We start from the raw sequence: 22405 nt of genomic DNA, 5'->3' as shown, positions 1-22405 counted from the left end.
TCTATTTGGCTGATACTTGCTTTTTCGCATCGCGTTTCCCGAGAAAAATAGTAACTAGGAAAGCCGCAGCAAAAGAAATCGCCATGCCAATAATATAGAAAGTAATTGTTCCTGGTTTTATAGAAATGATACCTGGTAAACCAGCAGCCCCCATGGCAATAGCTTGCACTTTAAACAAGGTAACAAAGCCGGAACCTACGGCAGAACCTACGATTGCACCAATAAACGGATATTTTAACTTAAGGTTAACCCCGAACATGGCTGGTTCAGTAATACCTAGAAGTGCTGAAATACCTGCAGCAGAAGCCACTCCTTTTACTTTCGCATCCTTAGTCAATGTAAGGACTGCCAGCGTTGCCGCTCCTTGACCCACATTGGACATGGCTGCGATTGGAAAAATGAATGAACCGCCTGTTTTTGCAATATCAGCCAATAGCTGCGTTTCAATGGCGATGAAGCTGTGGTGCATTCCAGTGATGACAATTGGAGCATAAACAAGACCAAATAAAATTCCGCCAATAAAACCAGTTGTGTCATATAACCAAACTAACCCATCTGTTAGCAAGTTACCCGCTCCACGTGTGATCGGTCCGATTAATGTGAACGTAAGAATTCCTGTGATAAAAATAGATAATAATGGTGTAACTAAGTTATCAAGGAAAGAAGGGACTCTTCTTCGTAAAAATGTTTCAATTTTTGCTAAAACAAATGATGAAACTAGTACAGGAAGCACAGAGCCCTGATAACCTACCTTTTCGATTTCAAAGTTAAAAATCTTCCAAATTGGAACTTCGCCTTTAGCTACCGCATCAGCATACCCGTAACCATTTAATAAGTCAGGATGGACCATGAGCATTCCAAGTGCGGCTCCAAGATATGGGTTACCACCAAACCGCTGTGTTGCGGAGAAGCCAATTAAAATAGGCAAAAATACAAAGGCTGCATTAGCAAACGTGTTTATAAGTCCAGCCAAATCGGCGATATTTGGATAAGCTTCGATTAATGACTTTCCTGCAATAAAGAAATCCTTCGCAGTTAAGAGATTATTGATTCCCATTAATAAACCGCCGGCAACGATGGCTGGAATAATCGGAACAAAGATATCCGATAGCATTTTGACAAATTGTTGAATAGGATTTAGCTTCTTTGATCCTTCTTTGGAAACTTCCTTAGTAGACATTTCAGATAATCCTGTTAGTTTAGCGAGTTCCTTGTATACTTCATTTACTGTTCCTGACCCTAAGATAATTTGAAATTGACCACCCGTTGAAAAAGTACCTTTAACTACATCCATTTCTTCTAATTTAGCTTTATCAATGTTTTCATCTTCGTTTAAAACCATTCGTAATCTTGTTGCACAGTGTGCTGCTGCCGATACATTTTCCTTACCACCAATTGCATCAAGTATCTCTTCAGCAATCTTTTTGTAATTCATCAACAATCACCCTATCCTATCAGTTATTTTGTGGAACCGGTTCCGAAATTATTTAAAAAAAATCAATTAAAGGAACGAGTTCCAAGAGGTTTTCATAGGAACCGGTTCCAAAATTAAATGTATTAAAGTGGAACCGGTTTCATCTAGATTATAAGATTAATAGTTTACCTTGTCAACGCTTTCTTGCTCCATTATTTTAAATTTTGAAAGTGTTGTTTTTTCTATTTGTTCCTCATTAACTAATTTAACTATATTCATTGCGGCTACATGTCCTGCCTCTTTATAGAAAAACTTAGCTGTTGTGATGCCTGGAAATGTGATTTTCGTGACATCATAGCCGCCAAATCCAGTAATAGAAAGGTGGTCAGGCACCGTTAGCCCCTCCATATTTGCTGCTCTTAAAGCACCTAAAGCGATATTATCAGTTGCACAAGCAATAATAGTAGGATGGAAGCTTTTAATAATATTGGGGACATTTTTGATTGCATCTTCAATTTTAAAGCTTGTTTCAAAATAATGAACTTCACACCCAGGTTGTTCTGAAACTGCCTTCATGAACCCAGCTTTTCGTTTGACACCTACTGCTATATCCCTTTCTGAAACACCTAAGTAGGCAATTCTTCTATGTCCTTTTTCCAGAATATATTGGCCTAACTCGTATGCGGCTTGATAATCATCGTGGATAACGCTGTGAAAATTAGTATGCTCCTGCCCCACTAATATGGTGGGTACTTGAATATTATCAAAGGCTTCAATATGTCTTTCGGTGATTTCGGTTGCAAGAAGAATTATTCCAGCTACCTTTTGTTTGGCCAAACTATATATGTTTTCAATTTCTCGATCGAGATCCTGACTTGAGTTGGATATTACTAATTGATAGCCTTGTTCCCTTAGCTGGTCATCCATCCCAATCAGTGTCTGTGATGTGGCGAATGAATCTAATCTTGGGACAATCGTGCCAATAATATTTGTCTTCTTAGCTTTTAGGCTTTGGGCAAATTTATTAGGTGTATATCCCGTTTCTTTAATGACACTTTCAATTTTTTTACTGGTTTTTTCACCCACAGATCCCCCGTTTAAGTAACGAGAAACCGTACTCTTTGCAACACCCGACAGTTTTGCTATATCCGCTATTGTAATCATATCTTCAACTCCATTTAAACCAATCACTATTATGAATGTATTATACACAATTTCCACTCAATAATCGAAATTAGATAAAACATTCGATGTAAACGGCCTTATTTGCTGATTTTTGATGAAAAATAATGATGGACTATTTTTTCAAGCCTGATATAATCCATATAGAAAACAATAATTTATTTTTAAAGGTGGACATTATGGCGAACACTTGTAGATATGTTGTCAACGCACTTGGAAAAGGTGGGGAAACATATTATACGCTTTGTAAAGATAAACAAGAATTACAGAATTGGATTACAACCAATCAAGAAAAATTAATCATGGAAGAATTAAAGGTAACTGATAAAAATCAAACTTTATTCTCTAAACTATTTAACTTAAAAAAATTATATTAATCTTTTTTAGACGCCATTCTTAATAGAATGGCGTCATTATTTTTGTAGATTACTAGTGTATTCACGCCTAGCTTTTTAAAGTTGGAATTTTTTGTGAATATAATTATACTATATTTATTAGAGGGGTGATTTTTTGTGAAGGAATTGAAAGAAATTAATAATCAACCAGGTTCGAATAACAATAAAAATGATGTCAGGGTAACTAATAATTTCACTTTGAATATTAACCTTGGGGATCCATTAAATTTATTTGCTCTAATTGGCGGTATTTATATTGTTAGTAGATTAGTTAAAAAACGTAAAGGAAAAAGAAAAAAAATGTAATGACGCAATCATCATTACACTTTTTTCTTTTTTATGTGCATTATTCACTCTTCCAACTCTCTTAATTTCTTTCTTAATTCAATCATTACAGCTCTTGGGTTTTCAATTTCAAAAATGACATATTTATACTTTCCGAAATTTTCTAATTCAAAATGGATAAGTGGTACTTTATGTTCACATGAAAGGAAGTACCATTCATTACCAAACTTAAAGTTGCCTTCGTAAATATTGAGCGGTGCAATGGCGGTTCCAGGCATGCGGAGCATCCACATTAGAGGATCAAAATCATCAATATAAACACTTTTAATCACTTTGTAAGGAATTTTTAACTGCCACTTTAATGCAAAAATGCTTAAAAGCCCTGTTAACTTCAGTACGAATTCTTCCTCTTTAAAGTGTACTTCCCTTCCCATAAAGGGTCACCTCACCTGCAGATTTGAAACATACCATCATCTATATTTTACCATTGGAAGATTCAGTAAGCCAATTATTTATTAAATTTTCTACGTGACTCTAATCGGTGGAGTTATACAATTTCGGGCACGTAGACGTGCTCTACGTGACCCTAATCGGTGGAATTATACAATTTCGGGCACGTAGACCTGCTCTACGTGACCTAAAATGTGAAAATGAACAAAAAAGGGCACGTAGCTAATCTACGTAACCCTTTTTGTTTCCAGCAATATCAAAGTGTCCACTCCATGCGGACAAAATCGAAATACTGTCTTTTCGTGGTGCCTGACACCAAATAAAGACATCAATAAATAACACCAAATAAAGACTCCAATAAATGAGACCATTAAACCGCTCTACTGACGAATTTCCGCTTTTGGATGTATATCAGTCTGATGGATAGGGCTATTCCGGCTGCGAGCAGGCCGATGGTTAGTCCGATCCAGTAGCCTCTTGCTCCTAAACTCGTATAATGTGCGAGTAGATATCCTGATGGAAGACAGATGAGCCAATAGGCTATGAGTGTCATGATAAAGGCAAGGTTGACGTCCTTATATCCTCTTAAGGCAGCTTGTGCAGTTGCCTGGATGGCATCACAGATTTGGAAAAATAGCGCAAAGATTAAGAAATTAGCGGTTAAATTAATGACGGCTGTTTCATTCGAATATAAACCGGCAACTTGATAGCGAAATATCACTACTAATACTCCAGTCACAACGGCAATCAAGATGGCAAGATAAACTCCTAACCAGCTGTATTGTTTCGCATCTTTATAACGACGGGCCCCAACTTCATACCCGACTAAGACTGTTTGTGCCGTCGAAATACTAATCGGAATCATGTATAGAAAAGAGACAATATTTAATGCAGATTGATAGGCAGCAATGGTAGTGACATTAAATTTACTTAGTAGGATGGTAACCACCGCAAACATACTAGTTTCAAAGAATATAGAGAGTCCCATCGGCACACCGATCTTTAATATCTCTTTACATTTATCCCAAGAAAATTCTTTTAAATCAGCGAAAACGGAGTACGTAGAGAAAGGTTCTTGGGTTTTAACGATAAACACGGTCATCCCCATAATCCCCCAATACGTAATCGATGTTGCATAGCCTGCCCCTGCACCACCAAGCTCTGGAAAACCCAAGTTTCCAAAGATGAGCACATAGTTTAAAAAGAAATTGGCTGGTAAAGACAATAACATGATAATCATAATGACCCTTGTTTTGCCAAGTGCATAAATAAATGATCTAAGTACATTAAAAATAAATAGCGGAAGAATTCCATAGCTGAGTCCGACTAGATAATGAAAGGCAGTTTTTTTCACACCGGAATCAAGTTTCATTAAATCTAGGATCGGGTCTAACAAAAAGAAACCCAGGATGATGACAACGAGTGCAATTAAAATGGAAAGATATATTCCATGTTTCACCACTGATGCTACTTCGTTGCTCTTCTTTTCACCAAAGCGTTGAGCGGCAATTGGTGAAACCGCAAGAAGAATTCCGCTGATCCCCGTAAAAATCGGACTCCAAATCGAGGACCCAATCGCTACTCCGGCTAAAGCGGTGGAATGGTACTTCCCTGACATAATCGTATTAAAAAACACCATTGAAAACATGCCAAGCTGTGTAATTAAAATAGGAATCAACAAAATAAAAATTTGCTTTGTCTTTTCCTTTAACGTATAGGTTTGATTCATATACAGGTTCTCCTTGAGAAATAAAAATCCGAAACTTCATTATACTCTATATTTGATTATTATTCCTCCATTAAATTAAGAACCTTAGAAATGTTTGCCTTAGCAGGAAGATGATTTCTCATCTGCTGCATCTGTGCAGCAGGATTCGTTTGTATTAGAAGTTCCCGCTTGAGTTTCAGTTACCTCTTTGATCTCCACATTACAGCAACTTGAAGATTTGGATGTTGGTTTACCAGTCAGTTTTTTGAAAAAGTTCATATTACCCATCTCCTTTTTGAAGTTAATTTTAATAAATCAATTATTTTTGATTTATAAGTTAAATCAACTTTTTTTGATTTACAATTAAAGTATATTAACAATTTTTTCTATTTGCAACCACTTTATCAAAAAAAATTTATAAATGATTTTACTGTTTTCACGGACCAATTGAAATTTTTTTCTAAATCAATTTTTCTTGATTAAAAACATTGACATATGAAAAAATTGACCATATGATAAATGCATCAAGATAAATTGATTAATAAAGAAGGTGTAAAAATGGAACAGGAAATCCAATTACAGGATATATCCCTGGAGAAAGTATTTGAAAAATACGAGTTAAAGTTTAAAGCGATTGCAGATAAAAAGAGACTGCAGATCATGAATATTTTAACTCAAAATGGCTCAATGTGTGTATGTGACCTCGCACCAATCGTTGATATGACTCAATCAAAACTGTCCTATCATTTAAAGATCTTGTTAGATGCAAACATCATTTCAAAAGAAACAAGGGGTACCTGGAGCTACTACCAGTTGAATCAAGATGAACTAAATCATCTATTGTCCCATGAACTTTGTTGCCTATTCAAACCAACCTGCTGATTATTTTTTTAAGTTATAAATCAATTTTTTTTGATTAATATATCAATATTATTTGATTAATAGGGGGAATTAAAATGTGGATGGACATCTTTAAAAGTTTTTTATCAATTGCGTTTGAGTTAACGGTTCTGTTTATCGTCATTTCATTTATAATTAGTCTACTGCAGGGCTTTATTCCCTATGAGAAAATCGAAAAAAAGTTTGCAGGGAAAAATAAACTGTTCGCTGCCTTTACAGCAATTGTCTTTGCATTTATTACACCCTTCTGTTCCTGTTCGACGATACCGGTTGTCGTAAATATGTTAAAAAAGAAAATGCCTTTTGGGATCGTCATGATATTTCTGTTTGCTTCCCCTGTCCTTGACCCTACGATATTGACCCTTATGGGAGTTGTCCTAGGTTGGAAAGTAACGGCCATTTACACCGCTTTGACTACCGTATTTTCGATCATTATTGGTTTTACACTAGAAAAGTTAGGTTTTGAAAAATCTGTAAAAAATGTCGTTATGACAGGTTATCAGGAACAAAATCAAAAATTTAATGTGAAAATGGCGTTAAAGGAAACCCTCGATTTAATGAAAAGTGTTTATCCTTATTTAATCATGGGTGCTGCCATTGGCGCTGTCATTCACGGTTTAGTTCCAACAGAATGGATTTCCAGTGTGTTTGGCGAAGAACATTGGTGGCTGATTCCTATTGCCGCCATCATCGGGATCCCTTTATATATCCGTCTTTCCAGCATGATCCCGATTTCACAAATTTTTATTGCTAAAGGAATGGCATTAGGACCTGTCATGGCGATAATCATTAGTTCTGCAGGTGCTAGTTTGCCTGAAGTGATCCTATTAAAATCAATCTTTAAAAAACAGCTGGTTTTTACCTTTGTCTTATCTGTATTTGCCATGTCAACTATATCCGGATTTGTATTTTACCTATTAGAATCATCGTAAACATGCAAAAGAACGCTGGATTTTACTTATCCAGCGTTCATATATTTAGTGGCCAACTGCTTTTCCCAGTCCACCCGGTTTGTTGTGAACAGCAAGTTTTTCAATCAGTTTATTGCTTTCAGAGTTTAATCCTTTTAAGTTTACTTTAACTCCATTTTGATGGTACTTAATGACTACTTTATCAATCGCACCAATCGCAGAATCATCCCAAAGGTGGGCATTGGATAGGTCTAGGTCAATTTCACTAACGTTTTCTTTATAATCAAAACTGTTTACAAAGTCAGTTACTGAAGCAAAGAAAAGTTGCCCAGTAACATGATATATTTTTTTATTTGAGCCTTTAGCTGAACTTGATACTTTCACTTGTGAGATTTTTGAAGCAAAGAATATCGCACTTAAGATGATTCCCGCTAAAACCCCTTTAGACAAGTCATGAGTCTGTATTACTGTAACAACGGTCACAATCATCACAATTGTATCGGTAATTGGCACCTTTTTGAATGACTTTAGGCAAGACCAATCAAAAGTTCCAATCGAAACCATAATCATCACACCCACAAGTGCGGCCATTGGAATTTGCACGAGGAATCCTCTTAACGAAACAATCAAGATTAATAAAAACGCACCTGCGACAAAAGTGGATAATCTGCCCCTGCCGCCAGATTTGATATTAATACCAGACTGACCAATCATTGCACATCCAGCCATTCCGCCAAAGAATGCTGAAACAATGTTCGCAATACCTTGTCCAACGGCTTCCCTGTTCTTGTCACTCTCTGTATCTGTCAGATCGTCGACAATTGTTGCCGTAAGAAGTGATTCAACCAACCCTACAATCGCGATCGATAATGAATAGGGAAAAATTATATGAAGTGTTTCAAAGTTGAATGGAATGTCCGGAATCAAAAAGACTGGTAATTTGGATGTTAATTCTCCCATATCTCCGACGGTCCGAACATCACTGCCCGTAAAAATAGCAATCGTTGTTACTACAATAATCGCAACCAACGCTGAAGGGACAGCCTTCGTAAAACGAGGTAAGATATAAATAATGGCAAGCGCTCCTGCGACCATGGTATACATTTGCCATGACTCCCCTACGAAATGCGGTAATTGGGCAGCAAAAATAAGAAGCGCAAGTGCGTTAACAAACCCTGTCATTACGGACCTGGGAACAAATTTCATCAATCGCCCCAACTTTAAAGCTCCCATAATGATTTGTAAAACACCCGTTAGAATCGTTGCAGCCAGTAAATATTGCAATCCGTGGTCTTTAACCAATGTCACCATTAGTAATGCAGTGGCACCTGTTGCTGCAGAAATCATCCCCGGCCTACCACCAACAAACGCGATTGTCATTGCAATACAAAACGAAGCATACAATCCGACCATTGGGTCAACACCGGCAATAATAGAAAAAGAAATAGCCTCTGGAACTAATGCAAGTGCTACCACAATACCTGCTAATATATCGCCCTTTGTATTTCCAAACCATGAATATTTAATTTTATTTAAATCCAAAATTGCATCTCTCCCTTTGTTTCACTAAATGTACAGATTCTTACTGTACAGTCGTTTCTGATTTATAACTTGACTTTCAACTCTCATGAAAGTCGGTTCCGTTATTAACAGAAAAAAGTATAACGGATTGTGAACAATTTGTGAAATCCAATGTAATCGGACACAATCTATATTTGCTTTGTTTTGCGCCATTTCCTTTGGATTTCGTCTTATCTCCAAAAAATTAGAGAAAAGTGATGGGAAGCAAAAATGTATTTAATAAAAAGGATTCTTATCAATTAAACTGTAATAAATGATCAAACAAAAAAAGATTGATTCCACTTAAATAGCGGACATCAATCTTTAGCTTATGTCACTCTATTTCCACCAAACTTTATTTGGGTAATCTTCCGAACCAATATAAACCGTTTCACCGATTTTCGGCGTGGAAATAGCAAGATTTTGTGTTTTGGCCGCGCTCGTTACTCTATCGATTGGATCCGTCCAGTCATGTAAGGCTAGTGTAAAGGCTCCCCAATGAATTGGTATCATTATTTTCCCCTTCACATCCAGATGTGCTTGGACGGTTTCTTCTGGCGTCATATGAATTGCCGCCCAACGCCTGTCGTATTGACCGCATTCCATTAGTGTCAGATCAAAGGGACCGTATTTAGCACCAATCTCTTTAAAATGTGGCCCATACCCGCTGTCCCCACTAAAAAAGATATTAGTATCCTCCCCCTTTATTACCCATGAACACCAAAGGGTCGCATCGCGGTCTGTTAGGCTTCTGCCTGAAAAATGCCTTGCTGGTGTGGAAGAAATCTTAAGTCCTTCATGATGAAGCTCATCCCACCAATCTAGCTCTATTATGATTTCTGGACTCACTCCCCATTTCTCTAAGTGGCTCCCCACACCTAACGGGACAATAAATTGTTTGACCTTTTCCTTTATTTTTCTAATCGATCCATAATCCAAATGATCATAATGGTCGTGACTGATGATGACTATATCAATCGTTGGAAGATCTTCAATGATAAATGGGAGTCCTTTGCTATAGCGCTTTATGCCGAAGATTGGAAATGGTGTAGGTGTCCAGCCAAACATCGGATCTAATAGTATTCTTTTTTCATCCAATTCTAAAAGTAGAGCCGAGTGCCCAAACCAGGTGATTTTTGGTTGTGTAACATCCTGTCGATCCGAAAGTTTTAATTTTTCCATTCGGATGGCATTTTTAGGTCTTCCATTGGGATTACCTTTGATGAAATCAATTAATATCGAAACCGTTTCTTTAAAGCCATTTTCCATTATTGTTGGAACGCGGTTGACGAATTTCCTTTGATGAGAGAAGTTTTCGGATTGCTCATATTTCCTAAGCCTCTCCTTCGAAGCCTTTTTGCCAAACGGGGGATAATACCTTAGGAAAAAATAGGTGATTCCAATTAATCCTAAAACAATAATCAGTGCGATCATACAGGTGCCTCTTCCTTTTACATGTTTGTCATTCCTCCATCGTATCATCAATGGTTTCACTTTTCTATCAGGATGTGATTCCAATCACCACCTCGAACCTTATATTTTCTAAAATATATGCAAAGGGATCGGTGATATTTGATATGGAAATACAAATGAAGGATGTAGCTGATTTTGAATGCTATCACAATCGTCAAGTAATTCTTAACTACTATAATGATGAGGATTTTTTATGGAAGAGGGACGGATTCCACTTTGATTCTATCCAGTTATTAAATGAACAGCTGATATTTATGAAGAGGGATGTGAATTACCTAACCATATTATTGAAAAAATATGACACCTGTACGAAAAACATTGATTTTCAAAATTACTATATATTAAATAAGGGCGAGGATCGATTGGAGATTTATTTTCCTTAAATCAACACGGCGGATATAACAAAAATAGGACCTCTAAAAGAGTGTCCTATTTTTTAACGATTTTTGATGGGTTATTGATTTTATACAAGACCGGGACATCTACTAAGAATTCTTCGTCTATATCTTTTCCTTTTCCAAGTTTCTTAGCAGCAACTTTACCATCGAATTCAAGTGCATCCCCTATTGCCAATTCAAACTTTTTGAGTGTCTTACTATGGCTGCACCAGGCTAGACCGATTTCTAGTGGATTTTCCTCGTTGACAATCTGAACATTTTCTAAGACAACAACTTCATCATTTTCCTCATTAAACGGATTGTAAACGAGCGCGAACTGTTTTACATTGGCAGTAAAATGGACCTTGTCCACTGGAAGTTCGAGTTTTGGAGCCTTCTCCTTTTTAGGTTTCGGTTCCTTTGCTTTTGGTGGCTTAGTTGCTTCTTTTTTTGCAGGTTTTTCGGCTGGTTCTGTGATTGCCTCTGCAATTATTGGTTCACTTTCGTCCACAGTCACAAGATCGGGTGCAACCGTTTCTTTTTCATCAAATGTTAACAAGCTTTCTTTTCCAAAGCTCGATTGCTGCATTTCTTTTAAATAGGCTGGATGGATACAGGTGAGATTTCCATCTTGGAATTCAATCACAAGCGTATTAATATCCAATGCTCTCCCGTAAGTTTCATACCCTTTAATAGTTACTTGGCGCTGATAGTTTCGATCCTTGTACCAGAACTCTTTTTTCGCTTCTCTCGCTGAGGATAAACCCCATTCCTTGAGTTTCTCTTTGTAATGGTCCATATCACGGAATGTTTCATATTCACCTTTGGGCGGAATATACTTCGTCAATTCGGACTGCTCTAATTGAGGACGCTGGATGATCATCCTAACACTTCCTTCCACTATGTATGTGATTTCATTATATTTCAACTTCTGCCAATAAAAAAGGGAAAGAGCTTTTCCTCTTCTCCCTGCGGTATTTTTATGTATTTGCGTATAAATTGTTTGAAATTAAAAAAAGGCTCTACAAGAGAGCCTTTTCATTCACATTTATGTGGTTTAGATTATGCTTTACGAACGTTAGTTGCTTGTGGTCCACGTTGACCTTGTTCAACTTCAAAAGTCACTGCTTGACCTTCGTCTAAAGATTTGAAACCTTCGCCTTGGATAGCAGAGAAGTGTACGAATACGTCGTCTCCAGCTTCGCGCTCGATGAATCCAAAACCTTTTTCTGCATTAAACCATTTTACTTTACCTTGTTCCATTTGTGTTTCCTCCTGCTGTGTGCTTTGCACACATAAAATTACTATCCTTGCTCAGTTCGATCTTTTAGACAAAAAGCAGTATTCCCTTTTTTCATCCTTACCGACTAACAAAAATAATTCTCCTTAACTATAACAGATGGTCCCGAATAATGCAAATATATCTTAGGAATTTATTATTTCTTTTGTAAAAATATTGTAGAAATACTATTGTCTTTTTATCATTAAAAGGCAGAAACAGTACAATCCAGGCGGAATATTTCTAAGGCTATCACAAAACACTTTCATACATGATCCATAGGTTAGTTATTTTAAAATAATTTCGAAAAAATCAAGTATTCTTGTTGTATAATAGCTATAGAATTTTTATGAAGATGGTGGATGAACATGCGCACATACAACGAAAAAGTAAGTATCTATCATGGGATGGTGTCTACCATAGCTGTGAACCTTGCCAGTAATTTTTTTCCTATTTTCGCTATTTCCATTCTCGGCGCAAGCAACTATCAAGTCGGCTTGATCAGCTCGCTTCCGCCATTAGTTGCACTGATTATGACAATTCCAGCTGCTATCATGTTGAATCGTTTAGAGCAGCAAAAGAAGACCGTTGCCATGTCCGTTTTATGGGCAAGAATCTTATTTGTTTTTTTAGCTGGAGTCCTTTTTATTCGTTCGGATTATCAAGCATGGGCGTTTTTGATCATAGTGGCTTTAATGAATGTACCCGGAACGATATCAAATATCGGCTGGCAAACGCTTATTAGTGGAATGATAAACGAAGACCGAAGAGGAGCGTTTTTCAGTGATAGAAACCGACTGTTAACCATTGTAGGCATGATCACAACTTTGATCATTGGAATCGTTATGAAAAACCAAACCAACCATGCGGTCGCCTACCAGCTTTTATTTCTCATGGCCTTTCTTTTTGGATTATTAGAAGTATTTTTCTTAATGAGGCACAAGGAAACGGTACAACCGAAGTCGAACAAGGAGCAGGAGCAAAAGAATTCGTCTATGGATTGGTCAATTTTTAAGGATAAAGGATACAAATGGTTTCTGATCACTGCCTTATGTTTTAATTTCTCATGGCAAATGGCATGGGGATTATTCAATATTTATAATGTGAAATATGCTCATGCAACGATTCTTTGGATTAGTATATTTTCAGTAGCGAATCAATTAGTGCAGATATTTACCTTCCCATTATGGAAAAGATGGGCGGAACAAAAATCCAATACCTTAGTGCTCGTTTGGGTTGCTGCTGGAATGGCAACTGCACCGTTTTTGACCGTTTTGTCCACTAATCTAATCTATTTAACCTTTGTCTCGATGACTTCTGGGTTCTTTCTTTCAGGTACCATGCTGCTATTGTTCAACCTTTTGTTGGAGCAATCTCCAAAGGAAAAAAGAACGTATTGCATCACAACCTATAATGTCCTATTATCCTTTGTTGCCTTCATCGCGCCGCAAATCGGCATTTGGCTTCTCGAAGTAACCGGCATACAAAAATCAATGAACATCATATCCATCCTAAGATTCATCAGCGCAATCGTCTTCTTCTTAATGTACGTTAGATTTATGAAAAATAAAAAACTAGCAGATAATTGGAACTATTAGTTTAAAAGTTTCATATTTTTTTAGAAGGAGTGGATTAGGGAAGCAGGTGGGAAAATGATTAAAATAAATCAGCAAACGATTCACGTGGATGATCTTAGTCATACCCTTACAACGAAAGAACAGAAAGACATCGTTACTAAAATGGAGAAATATCCGGAAATTTATCAATATCAAACTTTAAGTCAATTCAAATTTGAGCTGCTGTTTCGAACCAAGACGCTGCAAGCTGCCCGAGAGCTTAATAAAAGTAAGGTACAGTTTACAACCTTTACTTATGCCTTTTGCAATAAAAGGTATTGGGATCGTCTAAGTAATGGCGGCTTTCTCTTGAAACCAAATGTAAGGCCCAGCGTCGCCATTCTTGATGTTATTAAAAATGGAGCCCTTTATGCCTTTGATTGTTCAACAGGAATCGCGATTGTCTTATATCTTGCTACCCTATATTCGATTGGAAGCACAAGGTTTGATCTACTTTTTAACCGGCTTCTCTTAATGGATTGGCAATTTGATAACGACCTGAAGATTTGGCAAAAATATGGGGATGATTTTATACCTGGTGACATCTTGCATTTCAACAATCCTGATTTTAACCCGAACGAGTCGCACTGGCGTGCTGAGAATGTGATTTTTATGGCGGATGACCAATACTACGGTCATGGAGTAGGCATTAAAAAAGCAGACACCATCATTACTTTCTTAAATAAAAAAAGAAAGCCCAATCCGCGGATCTCTGCTTATCTCATGAACCTTATCACAAGACCCGTGTATCGATCTTTTTTATAAAAAAGCTAAGACCGCTGCCATTGAAGCCGCGGTCTTTTGCATTTGATCATATGTTGCTAGTTTCTTATCTGTGCTAAAATAAACGGATCTTTGATTTTCTTATCTTCCGCGAGCAAAAGGACTTTTGAAACAATTTCGGCTGTTTTTGGGTCCTCGTCCATGAATGGCAGGAAGATTCGACCACGCTGCTGTGAATGGACGGGAACGATATAAATGGCACCTGCAGCCTGTTTATACACATTGGCACTACCCAGGTGAACACTATAATCCCCTAGACTTCCGTTAATCAGCGCAAATTTGCCCTCGATCCTTACATTTTCCAATCTCATTAATCGAACCGATTCAGTCACTATTACTTTTCTCATTTCAATCGTCGTTAGGCTCGCCTCTGGGTCCACCCCGCCCACATGGGCGATACTGACAACCAAATCAATGTCTCGCATCGTTTCCGAGAAGATCACCTTCGGAATACTTTTAATTTCTATAGGTTGATAGGTAAGACGGTCGAAAAATTCGATTGTTTCCAAGGTTGGACACTCAACATCCGATGGCGAGAACCAATCGGCTAAAGCATTTAGTTGCACGATAATATTTTCCTTGTAGTAGACTTTTTGAAGTCCCGTTTCATAGCTCGTCGTCCACAAGCGACTTTTTAATATGGCAACTGTTTTTTGCGGCTGGATTTGGTGACCCGCGTATCTTCGTGTTCCCGTTCCCAATGCAAGTTCATCCTGATTTGGTAAATATAGTTCTCGAAACACTTGCTTGAAAGGCTGTTTCACCTTCCGAGCGAATAAATCCCGTTGGAATTCACTCCATTGCCCACTCTCAAAGAGATGGACCGGGTGAGCGATGAAAATTTCATCAGTGGCCTGAATGGAATACTTGTCAACCGCCCCAACACCATATAGAGAACCGTCTTCAAAAAAGCCTAAATAGTTCCCCACTTTTAATACCAATGATGTCATCAGTGGCGTCAACACCGGATTTTTCATCATAGTATAAACTTCACTTAAAAGAAAACTATTTCCAAGCTCCATCGAGCGTTCCAACTCTTCCTTTGCTCGTTTGTATTGCTCCCTTAAATCTGATTTGATCCCTTTTAAGACAACAATATAATCATGTTTATTGTACTTGGCTGGGAGAGTTTTTAGTGCTTTATCCCCTTTTACAGCTTTGATATCTCCTCGCCCATTGGCATCAATCACGAGCTGTACAGTCAGATCATCCATCACTTTTGGCTCAAGAAATGGTGCAATCTCTTCCATTTTTTTCGCTTCCATTGCCCACTTTAACCTAGTTACATCCTTATAACCTGCATTTCTGGCGAGGTTATCAAGGGCAATCGTGACTGTTTTTGATTCACTGGCCCGGCGCTGGGCACCAAACTTCTTACTTTCCTGTAAAAATCTTTGTAAGAATATATACCGTTCGAGAACATCTTGTTCATTTTTCACTGGAATCAAACTGTAACATAATACTTGATCCTTTGTTCTTTTTTCCTGAACTAGGTTTTTAGTATTTTCAAGCGCTAATTTCCCCAAGACCGCATCCGCAAACAGCTGTGATCTGCGATGATTCGCACCTGCCGAAATGTATTTGGCACATTGATAGAGAATTTGAAACCGTTCCTCACCCAACTGTTCGTAAGACTCTTTAAACCACCTGATGTCAAAAGCACCATCTTGAAATTCCTGTGGTGAAGATGGGCGAATAATGCGCAACAATGGTTTCTTTTTCCTCGGAAAATGTCTCATTGATATGGGCATGGAAATACCAGGCGGCACTCCTCAAACCATTCCAATTTAAGTGCTTTGAAACAATGTCTAGCCATTGCGGGGCATACATCGCTGCCTCTAATAATCTTTTATCCGCTAATGCCTTTCCCTTTAAAAGATGCTTTAGTTGTGCTTCGCTGTCTCCCTCTTTTGGATAACTTGTTTTTAATAAGTGGGAGAATACTTCTTTTTTAGTGAGATCGCTGCCATGACCATAAATATAGCCGCGTACGAACGATTCTTTATCAAGGCCTAATAGGATTTGAACAAAGGAACCTATGCCTTCATGGCGTTCAATTCCCATAGCCACGGTAGTTACCTCTGTAGGGAGATCCCCTCTTTTTAGTTCAATTTCTAATATTCTTTGAACCACCCGATCTTTAATAGGAATCATATCAGGATAATTTTTTAAAAAATGATCTTTGGGATTGGTTAATTCTGATACATAATCTCTACTCGTTTCATCTCGACCCAAAAGTTCTTGAAAAATGACCTGTTCATCGATTATTTTACGTGCATAAGCTTTTGCTAAATCTTCCATCGACGGAAGAAAACTTTCAAAATTGGCCATCGTATATAACTGATAATGAAGCTTGAAATACACATCAAAGGATTCACTATTAATATCGGCAAAGTGTTCAGCCCATTCCAGCCATGGATCGATAAGAAAATCAAGCATTTTGTATTCGGTTTTGAGTTTATCTTCAGGGATCGAATGTACCAGAAAATTTAAAACAGCACTGATGTTGTCGAAAAGCTCTTTTGAATCTTGACTGGTAAAATGAGCATCGAAAAGCGTTTCTACTTGGGAACGATAATTCAAATTATCTAGAAAGCGATTCACTTCTTCGATGTTTTCGATTGCATAAATTTCTTCTAAAAATGTTTTCCTCCAGCCCTCTACCTTTGGATAATCCATAACCTCCCAAACATCCAGCCTATTACTGTAATAGCTTAAGATCCTGTCAGCGTGAAGATAAAAGGCAGTCTGAATGAGCTCTGGTGCTGTTAGCTTATGAGTATTAATATACTCCTTCCAAACTTCAGCTAATGGAAGTTGGTCGATTTGCTGTTTTTCATCCTCTTGATAAGAGTAAGTGCACCTTAATTCCTCGCCAATATGGAGTGTATCCTTTGAGCCATCGTACCACTCGACCTCATATTCCACTTGACGATGTTCATGAACCAATGCGGCTAAACCTTGAAGAAATTGCTTGCTAGAATCAGGTGATGGCTGCAAAAGGTTTTTTAACTCTTGTTTAGGGTGCTCAAGTTCAAGGTTTACCCGATGATTCGGGTCATATAATCCAAATCCATTAACCAGGTTGTATTCCTCGGTTTGAAACAATTTATCAAGTAATATTTGTTCTTTTGAGCCAGCTTTCATTTGGAGGATTGTATTTTTAAACGCTTTAACTAGTCTTTCACGTTCAGCCTGGTCGTTGATTTCTGATAAGATTTCAAGCGCACCCAATCGTTGCAACTCTGCTTTACTTGATAATAAACGGTCAAGCGCGGGTTCTAGGTGATCCTTCGGGAGTCCTAATAAAATCTGAATAGCTCCTTGTCGGAGGGCTCCAGTTTTTAATTTTAATATCGCTTCAATCTTTTCAATCTCCTCAGGCATCAACTCCATTGATTTAATATGCGCAAGGGCGATTTCTCGATTGTTCACACTTTTATCAGCAAGACTTGCAAAAAGGAAATCGCGTTGTGTTTTATTCGAATTATCCTTGATAAAAAATGAAAGCAGATCTTCTCTTAATTCAGCACTTAGCTTGTCCTTCGATTCAATTAATTGTCTTAGCCAATCCTTATCCAAGTCGTAGGCAGTTAAGAACATCATTTTTCTCGCAATTTCGTCTCTTGAGAAAATTAGGGTTAGTCCTTGATTCGTTTCTGATTCGATTTCGAGTTCTCTTTTGGGCATTTGTAAGAACATGTTTTTAAACAACTCAAACTGTCGAGATCGTTCCTTCTTGTTTTCTAACAATGGTACCTGGTTGATGGTCAGTGTGTTTTCACTTTTTTCAGATTCGTATGACCAATGGATATCATAGTCATACACATAGTTTTTGAGAAGATAATATTGCAGCTCTCCATTCTTTTCAAATAAAAACGGGTGCGCTAACTCAAATCTCATACTCGCATTTTGGCTTTGTGTTAAAAAGAATTGGGCCATCACCTTTTGATAGGTTTCGCCGTTTTCCATCAGGAATTGGATCGGTTCTTTTATATCGTCTTCTTCATTCACAGCTGTGGCCCAAAGACTGATGAAAAGCGTATTCAGATTCTCGCTTCTAACTCCCTCTTCACGCAGCTCTCGATTGGATAGAGATCTTGCCGCGTATTGAATCGATCGTTTAGTCACTCTATTGTCTGAGGCTTGCAGATCCAAACCTGTCCAAACATCAAGTGCCCTCACGACGGAACTGTAACGAATAAGTTCGTGGTCGAGGATGACTTTAAGCATGTAAATAGTAGCTTCTAATGTACCCTCATCTATATTTTCGACAATGCTTTGGCGCAGGCCCTCTTGCAGTCTGGCGGCAAGTAACAAATCACCGAGCATTGTATATCCTTCCTGGCTATGGCTTTTAAAAACGCCCTTGATCATTTCATATGTAAGCAGTGCTGTGTTATTTTCTCCGAAAATAACTTCAGATAAGCTTGGATTACCCGCTCATTTTTTTGGTCGATTTCATAGGCAATCACATCACTGATCAGTGGATTGTATATCGGCGAACCCTCACGGCAGGATAGATAATCAATAATCGAAAACTCTTCAAAATCCAAGTCAAAAATATAAAGGAAGCTCTCGATCATTCCATAGTAGTGATACTCGAGGTTTCTCGTCCGAAACGGTCGTCGCGAATGTCCTTCACTGTATGGATATTCACACTTATGGTCGATGATATATTGAAAAAGAGCCCCGTATTCTGCTCCGATTAAGGTGTGTACAATTTCCACAAGCGGTTGGAAAATGAGTGGGTCACGGGGACTTTTTTGTGTGAATAGGATATTTCTAATTTCTTGAAGATTTGTGTCGCGTACGATGTAGGTCGCGTCCATTAATTTTATGAGAAGCAGCGCCAAATTCTGCTCTGCACCAGTAAATTCTTTGTTTGCCTTCGCTTCTAAACTCTCATAATATAGATCCTTATTTTTTGCTCTCATACCGTTCCCCCCATTACCACATACGTCCTGCTAACATCGTCAGCTTTATAAAAGTAAGTTGATCTTCCTCTTGTAAACCCAATCGCTCATCTAAATCGAGCGTCTCTTTTTCATTAATGACTACTCGGTATAAACCATCTTCAAAGGCTTGGATAGCCACCCTGACTGCCGTTTGCAGATCGGCTTTTTGGTCACTATATTTAGTCCCAAACCCAACTTTACCAGCATAGACTTGCTGTTCGATTTCCTCGTTTGTTAGGAAACTTACCATGTTGGTTTCTGTTTGGGTTGTTGCATTGAACTCCTGGATTTGGATTGACACTAATTCTGTCAACAGCACTCTAAGTGTCGTCGGAAAACCCTCTAAATGAATCTCCTTTTTGGTAAGATACGCCTTCCTCATAGCCAGACTTTTCATTGTCACATAGATTTTCATGAAGCTACCTCAATAATAGATTTTACCTATATATTAGCAAACTTCAATGAGGTATACAGCAACAATCCAATAAAAAGAACAATAAAAAATGTCCACCCAGGGCGGACATTTTAATCGTTTTGTCTTTTTGTGGTGCCTGACACCAAATTACTGGCACTGACACCAATTTACTTTAAAAGTTGATAAATGCATCCTCGGCTTTTAGGGTGTCTTTTATGACTTTTTTGTCTTTTAGCCATTGGGCTGTGGTTTTCCATGTTTCTGGGTCTTGGTAGCCGAATGGTTTATCTTTTGCTTCCATTAGCGGGAGAAGGATTTCTAGGCTTTTTGTTTCGACATCCTTCTCAAGTGGTGATGTTTTATCTTCATGGTTCATTACAATCGAAAGACCATCTTCTGGATGTTCCTGAACGTATTTTTGGCCTTCCGTAATCGCAGCCATAAACTTTTTATACACTTCTGGTTTTTCTTTTAATCCCTTTTCGCTAGCGACCATAACTAATTCATAATAATCTGGAACCCCATAGTCCGCAGGATTTAATGCTCTCATCGGGTGACCTTCTTTTTCCAACAATAACTTCTCATGGTTAATATAGCCGCCGATTAAAGCATCAGTTTTTTTCGTTGCCATCGCAGGAATGAGATCCCAGCCCACATCGACCATTTTGATCTTTCCTGCGTCTCCTCCGTCAGCTTTCACCATCGTTTGAACGATCGCTTCATCTAATGGAATCGATGGGTAGCCAATCGTTTTCCCAGCTAGATCTTTGGGTGATTTTATCGAACCATCTGCTGGCACCATTAATTGATTTAATGGATGACGGACAATTGCTCCAATGGATTGAACAGGGATATCCTCACTGCGTGCCACAAGTACCTGTGGTTGATAGCTAAGTGCCATGTCAATTTGGTTGGCCGCAACTAGTTTAAGCGGGTCATTGGTATCTGCTGGCATTTGGATATCAACATCTAAGCCTTGTTCTTTAAAATAGCCCTTTTCTTCAGCGACAAAAAGAAATGAGTGCACTGCATTTGGATACCAATCTAGCATTAAGCTAACTTTTTGTAGTTTATCGACAGCCCCCGTGGCTTTATCTGATTCCTTTTCATTGCTTTTACCACAAGCACTTAGTAGTAGTAACAATAGACTTACCATGATCAAAAAACTTTTCTTCATTTGAGTTTACTCCTTTTCTAGTTGCGAATCTTATTTTTCAATAGCTGTTTTTCCAATAATCCAATCAATAAAAACAACACAATCCCTAAAAGCGATAATAAAAATATTGCCGCAAACACGGAGTCTGCCTGTAAGTTACCAGACATTCGTCGACTGAAGTACCCTAAACCTTCACTTGCCCCCAGCCATTCACCAACCGTCGCTCCGACAACACAATAAACAACTGACAACTTCAATCCTGAAAAAATGGCTGGCAACGCCATTGGAACCTGGATTTTTTTAAAAATTGTCCAGCGATTGGCGCCCATCGTTAACAGTAATTCACGGTATTCACTTCCACCAGATTTCAACCCATCATATGTACTTACGACGATGGGAAAGAAGGCGGTTAAAATGGTCACGGCAATTTTGCTCCAAATCGAATAGCCAAACCACATAATAAAAATCGGTGAAATTGCAATTAGCGGCACCGTTTGTGAGATAACAAGAAATGGATATAGTACCTTTTCAATGGAACGAGAAAAGTGCATAGCAACTCCCAGCGATAATCCACCGATTACGGAGAGCACAAAACCGATCAGAACTTCCTTTACAGTAGCCGGCAAATGCACTTCAAATAAAAGCTGTCGGTTTTCTTGTAATGACCCCCAAATAGCCGAAGGAGCTGGCAAAATAAAAGAAGGAATCATGCCTTGCCTGACGACCCATTCCCATATGCTGAGAAGGAGGATCACCACGATCAAAAACAAACCGTACTGTTCCGTCCATTTTTTCAAACTAGCTTTCATTTTGAATCAGCCACTCCAGTTCTTTTCTCATCGTAATAAACTCTGATTGATAGATTAGCTGTGAACTTCTTGGTCTCGCCAGGTTGACCTTCATTTCTTTGATTCCGGTGTCTTGGAGCAAATAGATTCTATCGCTCAACAAAACTGCTTCTTCAAGATCATGGGTAATAAACAATACCGTCTTTTGTAATTCCCCCCACAGTCCTAATAACCAGCTATGCATGTTCCGTTTTGTCAGGGAATCGAGTGCGCCAAAGGGCTCATCCAATAATAAAAGATCTTTCCCTGTCATAAGGGTTCTTAAAAAGGCCACGCGCTGCTTCATTCCTCCCGAAAGTTCATTCGGATAAGCTTTTTCATATTCTGCCAAACCAAACCGCGATAACCACTCTCGTATTTCAGGAATTCTCGCTTGCTTTGGTTCCTTTGTCACTTCTAAAGGTAGTAACACGTTTTCTAAAACGGTTCTCCATGGTAAAAGCAGATCCTTTTGCGGCATGTAACCGATACTCCCTAATCTCTTACCAGTCTTTTGACCATTGACCATAATATCTCCTTGATCAGGTTCAAGTAAACCAGAAATCAATTTAAAAAGAGTGCTCTTTCCAGATCCACTTGCGCCTATCACTGAGACAAACTCTCCTGGCTTAACGTCTAGTGAAATTTGATTGAAAATAGGATTGGAGTTTCCTTCACTTTGAAAAGAGTAGGATAAGTTTTTTATAGATAACATG

22 protein-coding genes are annotated in these 22405 nt (G+C 38.2%); 7 read left to right on the top strand and 15 right to left on the bottom strand.

What is annotated here, in order from left to right; genetic code table 11:
• Nucleotide 1 precedes the first annotated feature (1 nt).
• A complete protein-coding gene (locus CCK98_RS13250) occupies nucleotides 2-1435 on the bottom strand; it encodes a sucrose-specific PTS transporter subunit IIBC (RefSeq protein WP_088087022.1) in 1434 nt (477 codons plus the stop codon).
• A gap of 156 nt (nucleotides 1436-1591) precedes the next feature.
• Nucleotides 1592-2578 carry a LacI family DNA-binding transcriptional regulator gene (locus tag CCK98_RS13245; protein WP_088087021.1) on the bottom strand — a complete coding sequence of 329 codons (987 nt, stop codon included), beginning with the start codon at nucleotides 2576-2578 and terminating at the stop codon, nucleotides 1592-1594.
• Between the two features lie 197 nt (nucleotides 2579-2775).
• On the opposite strand from CCK98_RS13245, the gene CCK98_RS13240 reads away from it, so the two are divergent.
• Nucleotides 2776-2973, top strand: coding sequence for a hypothetical protein (locus tag CCK98_RS13240; RefSeq protein WP_066253763.1), 198 nt, complete (start codon nucleotides 2776-2778; stop codon nucleotides 2971-2973).
• 135 nt (nucleotides 2974-3108) lie between these two features.
• Nucleotides 3109-3297, top strand: a complete 189-nt coding sequence (locus tag CCK98_RS13235; protein ID WP_088087020.1) for a hypothetical protein — start codon at nucleotides 3109-3111, stop codon at nucleotides 3295-3297.
• A 44-nt stretch (nucleotides 3298-3341) separates the two neighbouring features.
• Here the strand turns inward: CCK98_RS13235 and CCK98_RS13230 are convergent, their stop codons facing one another.
• Both CCK98_RS13230 and CCK98_RS13225 read right to left on the bottom strand, forming a co-directional pair.
• The gene (locus CCK98_RS13230; RefSeq protein WP_088087019.1) at nucleotides 3342-3710 is read right to left on the bottom strand and encodes a hypothetical protein; all 369 of its coding nucleotides are present in this window, start codon (nucleotides 3708-3710) and stop codon (nucleotides 3342-3344) included.
• A 386-nt stretch (nucleotides 3711-4096) separates the two neighbouring features.
• A complete protein-coding gene (locus CCK98_RS13225) occupies nucleotides 4097-5455 on the bottom strand; it encodes an MATE family efflux transporter (RefSeq protein WP_088087018.1) in 1359 nt (452 codons plus the stop codon).
• Between the two features lie 537 nt (nucleotides 5456-5992).
• On the opposite strand from CCK98_RS13225, the gene CCK98_RS13220 reads away from it, so the two are divergent.
• Together CCK98_RS13220 and CCK98_RS13215 are read left to right on the top strand one after the other, a co-directional pair.
• Nucleotides 5993-6316: a metalloregulator ArsR/SmtB family transcription factor gene (locus CCK98_RS13220; RefSeq protein WP_088087017.1), complete on the top strand. Its 324-nt coding sequence runs from the start codon at nucleotides 5993-5995 to the stop codon at nucleotides 6314-6316.
• A 74-nt stretch (nucleotides 6317-6390) separates the two neighbouring features.
• On the top strand, nucleotides 6391-7266 hold the full coding sequence (locus tag CCK98_RS13215) for a permease (RefSeq protein WP_088087016.1): 876 nt from the start codon (nucleotides 6391-6393) through the stop codon (nucleotides 7264-7266).
• A 45-nt stretch (nucleotides 7267-7311) separates the two neighbouring features.
• Here the strand turns inward: CCK98_RS13215 and CCK98_RS13210 are convergent, their stop codons facing one another.
• Both CCK98_RS13210 and CCK98_RS13205 read right to left on the bottom strand, forming a co-directional pair.
• Nucleotides 7312-8787, bottom strand: coding sequence for a SulP family inorganic anion transporter (locus tag CCK98_RS13210; protein ID WP_088087015.1), 1476 nt, complete (start codon nucleotides 8785-8787; stop codon nucleotides 7312-7314).
• 357 nt (nucleotides 8788-9144) lie between these two features.
• Nucleotides 9145-10239, bottom strand: a complete 1095-nt coding sequence (locus CCK98_RS13205; protein ID WP_088087014.1) for an MBL fold metallo-hydrolase — start codon at nucleotides 10237-10239, stop codon at nucleotides 9145-9147.
• A gap of 143 nt (nucleotides 10240-10382) precedes the next feature.
• On the opposite strand from CCK98_RS13205, the gene CCK98_RS13200 reads away from it, so the two are divergent.
• Nucleotides 10383-10661 (top strand): hypothetical protein, encoded by a 279-nt coding sequence (locus CCK98_RS13200; protein WP_088087013.1) that lies wholly within the window; start codon nucleotides 10383-10385, stop codon nucleotides 10659-10661.
• 46 nt (nucleotides 10662-10707) lie between these two features.
• Here the strand turns inward: CCK98_RS13200 and CCK98_RS13195 are convergent, their stop codons facing one another.
• Both CCK98_RS13195 and CCK98_RS13190 read right to left on the bottom strand, forming a co-directional pair.
• Nucleotides 10708-11538, bottom strand: coding sequence for a hypothetical protein (locus CCK98_RS13195; RefSeq protein WP_088087012.1), 831 nt, complete (start codon nucleotides 11536-11538; stop codon nucleotides 10708-10710).
• Between the two features lie 179 nt (nucleotides 11539-11717).
• Nucleotides 11718-11918, bottom strand: coding sequence for a cold-shock protein (locus CCK98_RS13190; RefSeq protein WP_066253749.1), 201 nt, complete (start codon nucleotides 11916-11918; stop codon nucleotides 11718-11720).
• 384 nt (nucleotides 11919-12302) lie between these two features.
• Here CCK98_RS13190 and CCK98_RS13185 point away from each other — a divergent pair, with 384 nt between their 5' ends.
• Together CCK98_RS13185 and CCK98_RS13180 are read left to right on the top strand one after the other, a co-directional pair.
• Entirely contained in the window at nucleotides 12303-13532 is a 1230-nt protein-coding gene (locus CCK98_RS13185; protein WP_088087011.1) for an MFS transporter, read from the top strand.
• Between the two features lie 54 nt (nucleotides 13533-13586).
• Nucleotides 13587-14315: a protein-glutamine gamma-glutamyltransferase gene (locus tag CCK98_RS13180; RefSeq protein WP_088087010.1), complete on the top strand. Its 729-nt coding sequence runs from the start codon at nucleotides 13587-13589 to the stop codon at nucleotides 14313-14315.
• Nucleotides 14316-14371: 56 nt separating this feature from the next.
• Here the strand turns inward: CCK98_RS13180 and CCK98_RS36255 are convergent, their stop codons facing one another.
• The 7 genes from CCK98_RS36255 to CCK98_RS13155 all read right to left on the bottom strand — a co-directional run bounded on the left by CCK98_RS36255 (nucleotide 14372) and on the right by CCK98_RS13155 (nucleotide 22404).
• Nucleotides 14372-16042 carry a DUF4132 domain-containing protein gene (locus CCK98_RS36255; RefSeq protein WP_256942337.1) on the bottom strand — a complete coding sequence of 557 codons (1671 nt, stop codon included), beginning with the start codon at nucleotides 16040-16042 and terminating at the stop codon, nucleotides 14372-14374.
• The gene (locus CCK98_RS36250) at nucleotides 15987-18665 is read right to left on the bottom strand and encodes a DUF5724 domain-containing protein (RefSeq protein ID WP_256942336.1); all 2679 of its coding nucleotides are present in this window, start codon (nucleotides 18663-18665) and stop codon (nucleotides 15987-15989) included. Before CCK98_RS36250 ends, CCK98_RS36255 begins: the two co-directional genes overlap by 56 nt.
• A 41-nt stretch (nucleotides 18666-18706) precedes the next feature.
• Nucleotides 18707-19270, bottom strand: coding sequence for a hypothetical protein (locus CCK98_RS36245; RefSeq protein WP_256942335.1), 564 nt, complete (start codon nucleotides 19268-19270; stop codon nucleotides 18707-18709).
• Nucleotides 19271-19283: 13 nt separating this feature from the next.
• The gene (locus CCK98_RS13170) at nucleotides 19284-19706 is read right to left on the bottom strand and encodes a hypothetical protein (protein ID WP_088087009.1); all 423 of its coding nucleotides are present in this window, start codon (nucleotides 19704-19706) and stop codon (nucleotides 19284-19286) included.
• Between the two features lie 172 nt (nucleotides 19707-19878).
• The gene (locus CCK98_RS13165; RefSeq protein ID WP_088087008.1) at nucleotides 19879-20883 is read right to left on the bottom strand and encodes an ABC transporter substrate-binding protein; all 1005 of its coding nucleotides are present in this window, start codon (nucleotides 20881-20883) and stop codon (nucleotides 19879-19881) included.
• Between the two features lie 17 nt (nucleotides 20884-20900).
• Entirely contained in the window at nucleotides 20901-21671 is a 771-nt protein-coding gene (locus tag CCK98_RS13160) for an ABC transporter permease (RefSeq protein ID WP_088087007.1), read from the bottom strand.
• Nucleotides 21661-22404 carry an ABC transporter ATP-binding protein gene (locus tag CCK98_RS13155; protein WP_088087006.1) on the bottom strand — a complete coding sequence of 248 codons (744 nt, stop codon included), beginning with the start codon at nucleotides 22402-22404 and terminating at the stop codon, nucleotides 21661-21663. Before CCK98_RS13155 ends, CCK98_RS13160 begins: the two co-directional genes overlap by 11 nt.
• Nucleotide 22405: the final 1 nt, after the last annotated feature.

It is taken from the genome of Bacillus sp. OV166, from assembly GCF_900177675.1.
Lineage (GTDB): Bacteria > Bacillota > Bacilli > Bacillales > Cytobacillaceae > Neobacillus.
The sequence above is the reverse complement of the archived record's forward strand: the minus strand, read 5'-3'. Positions and strand labels throughout refer to the sequence as shown.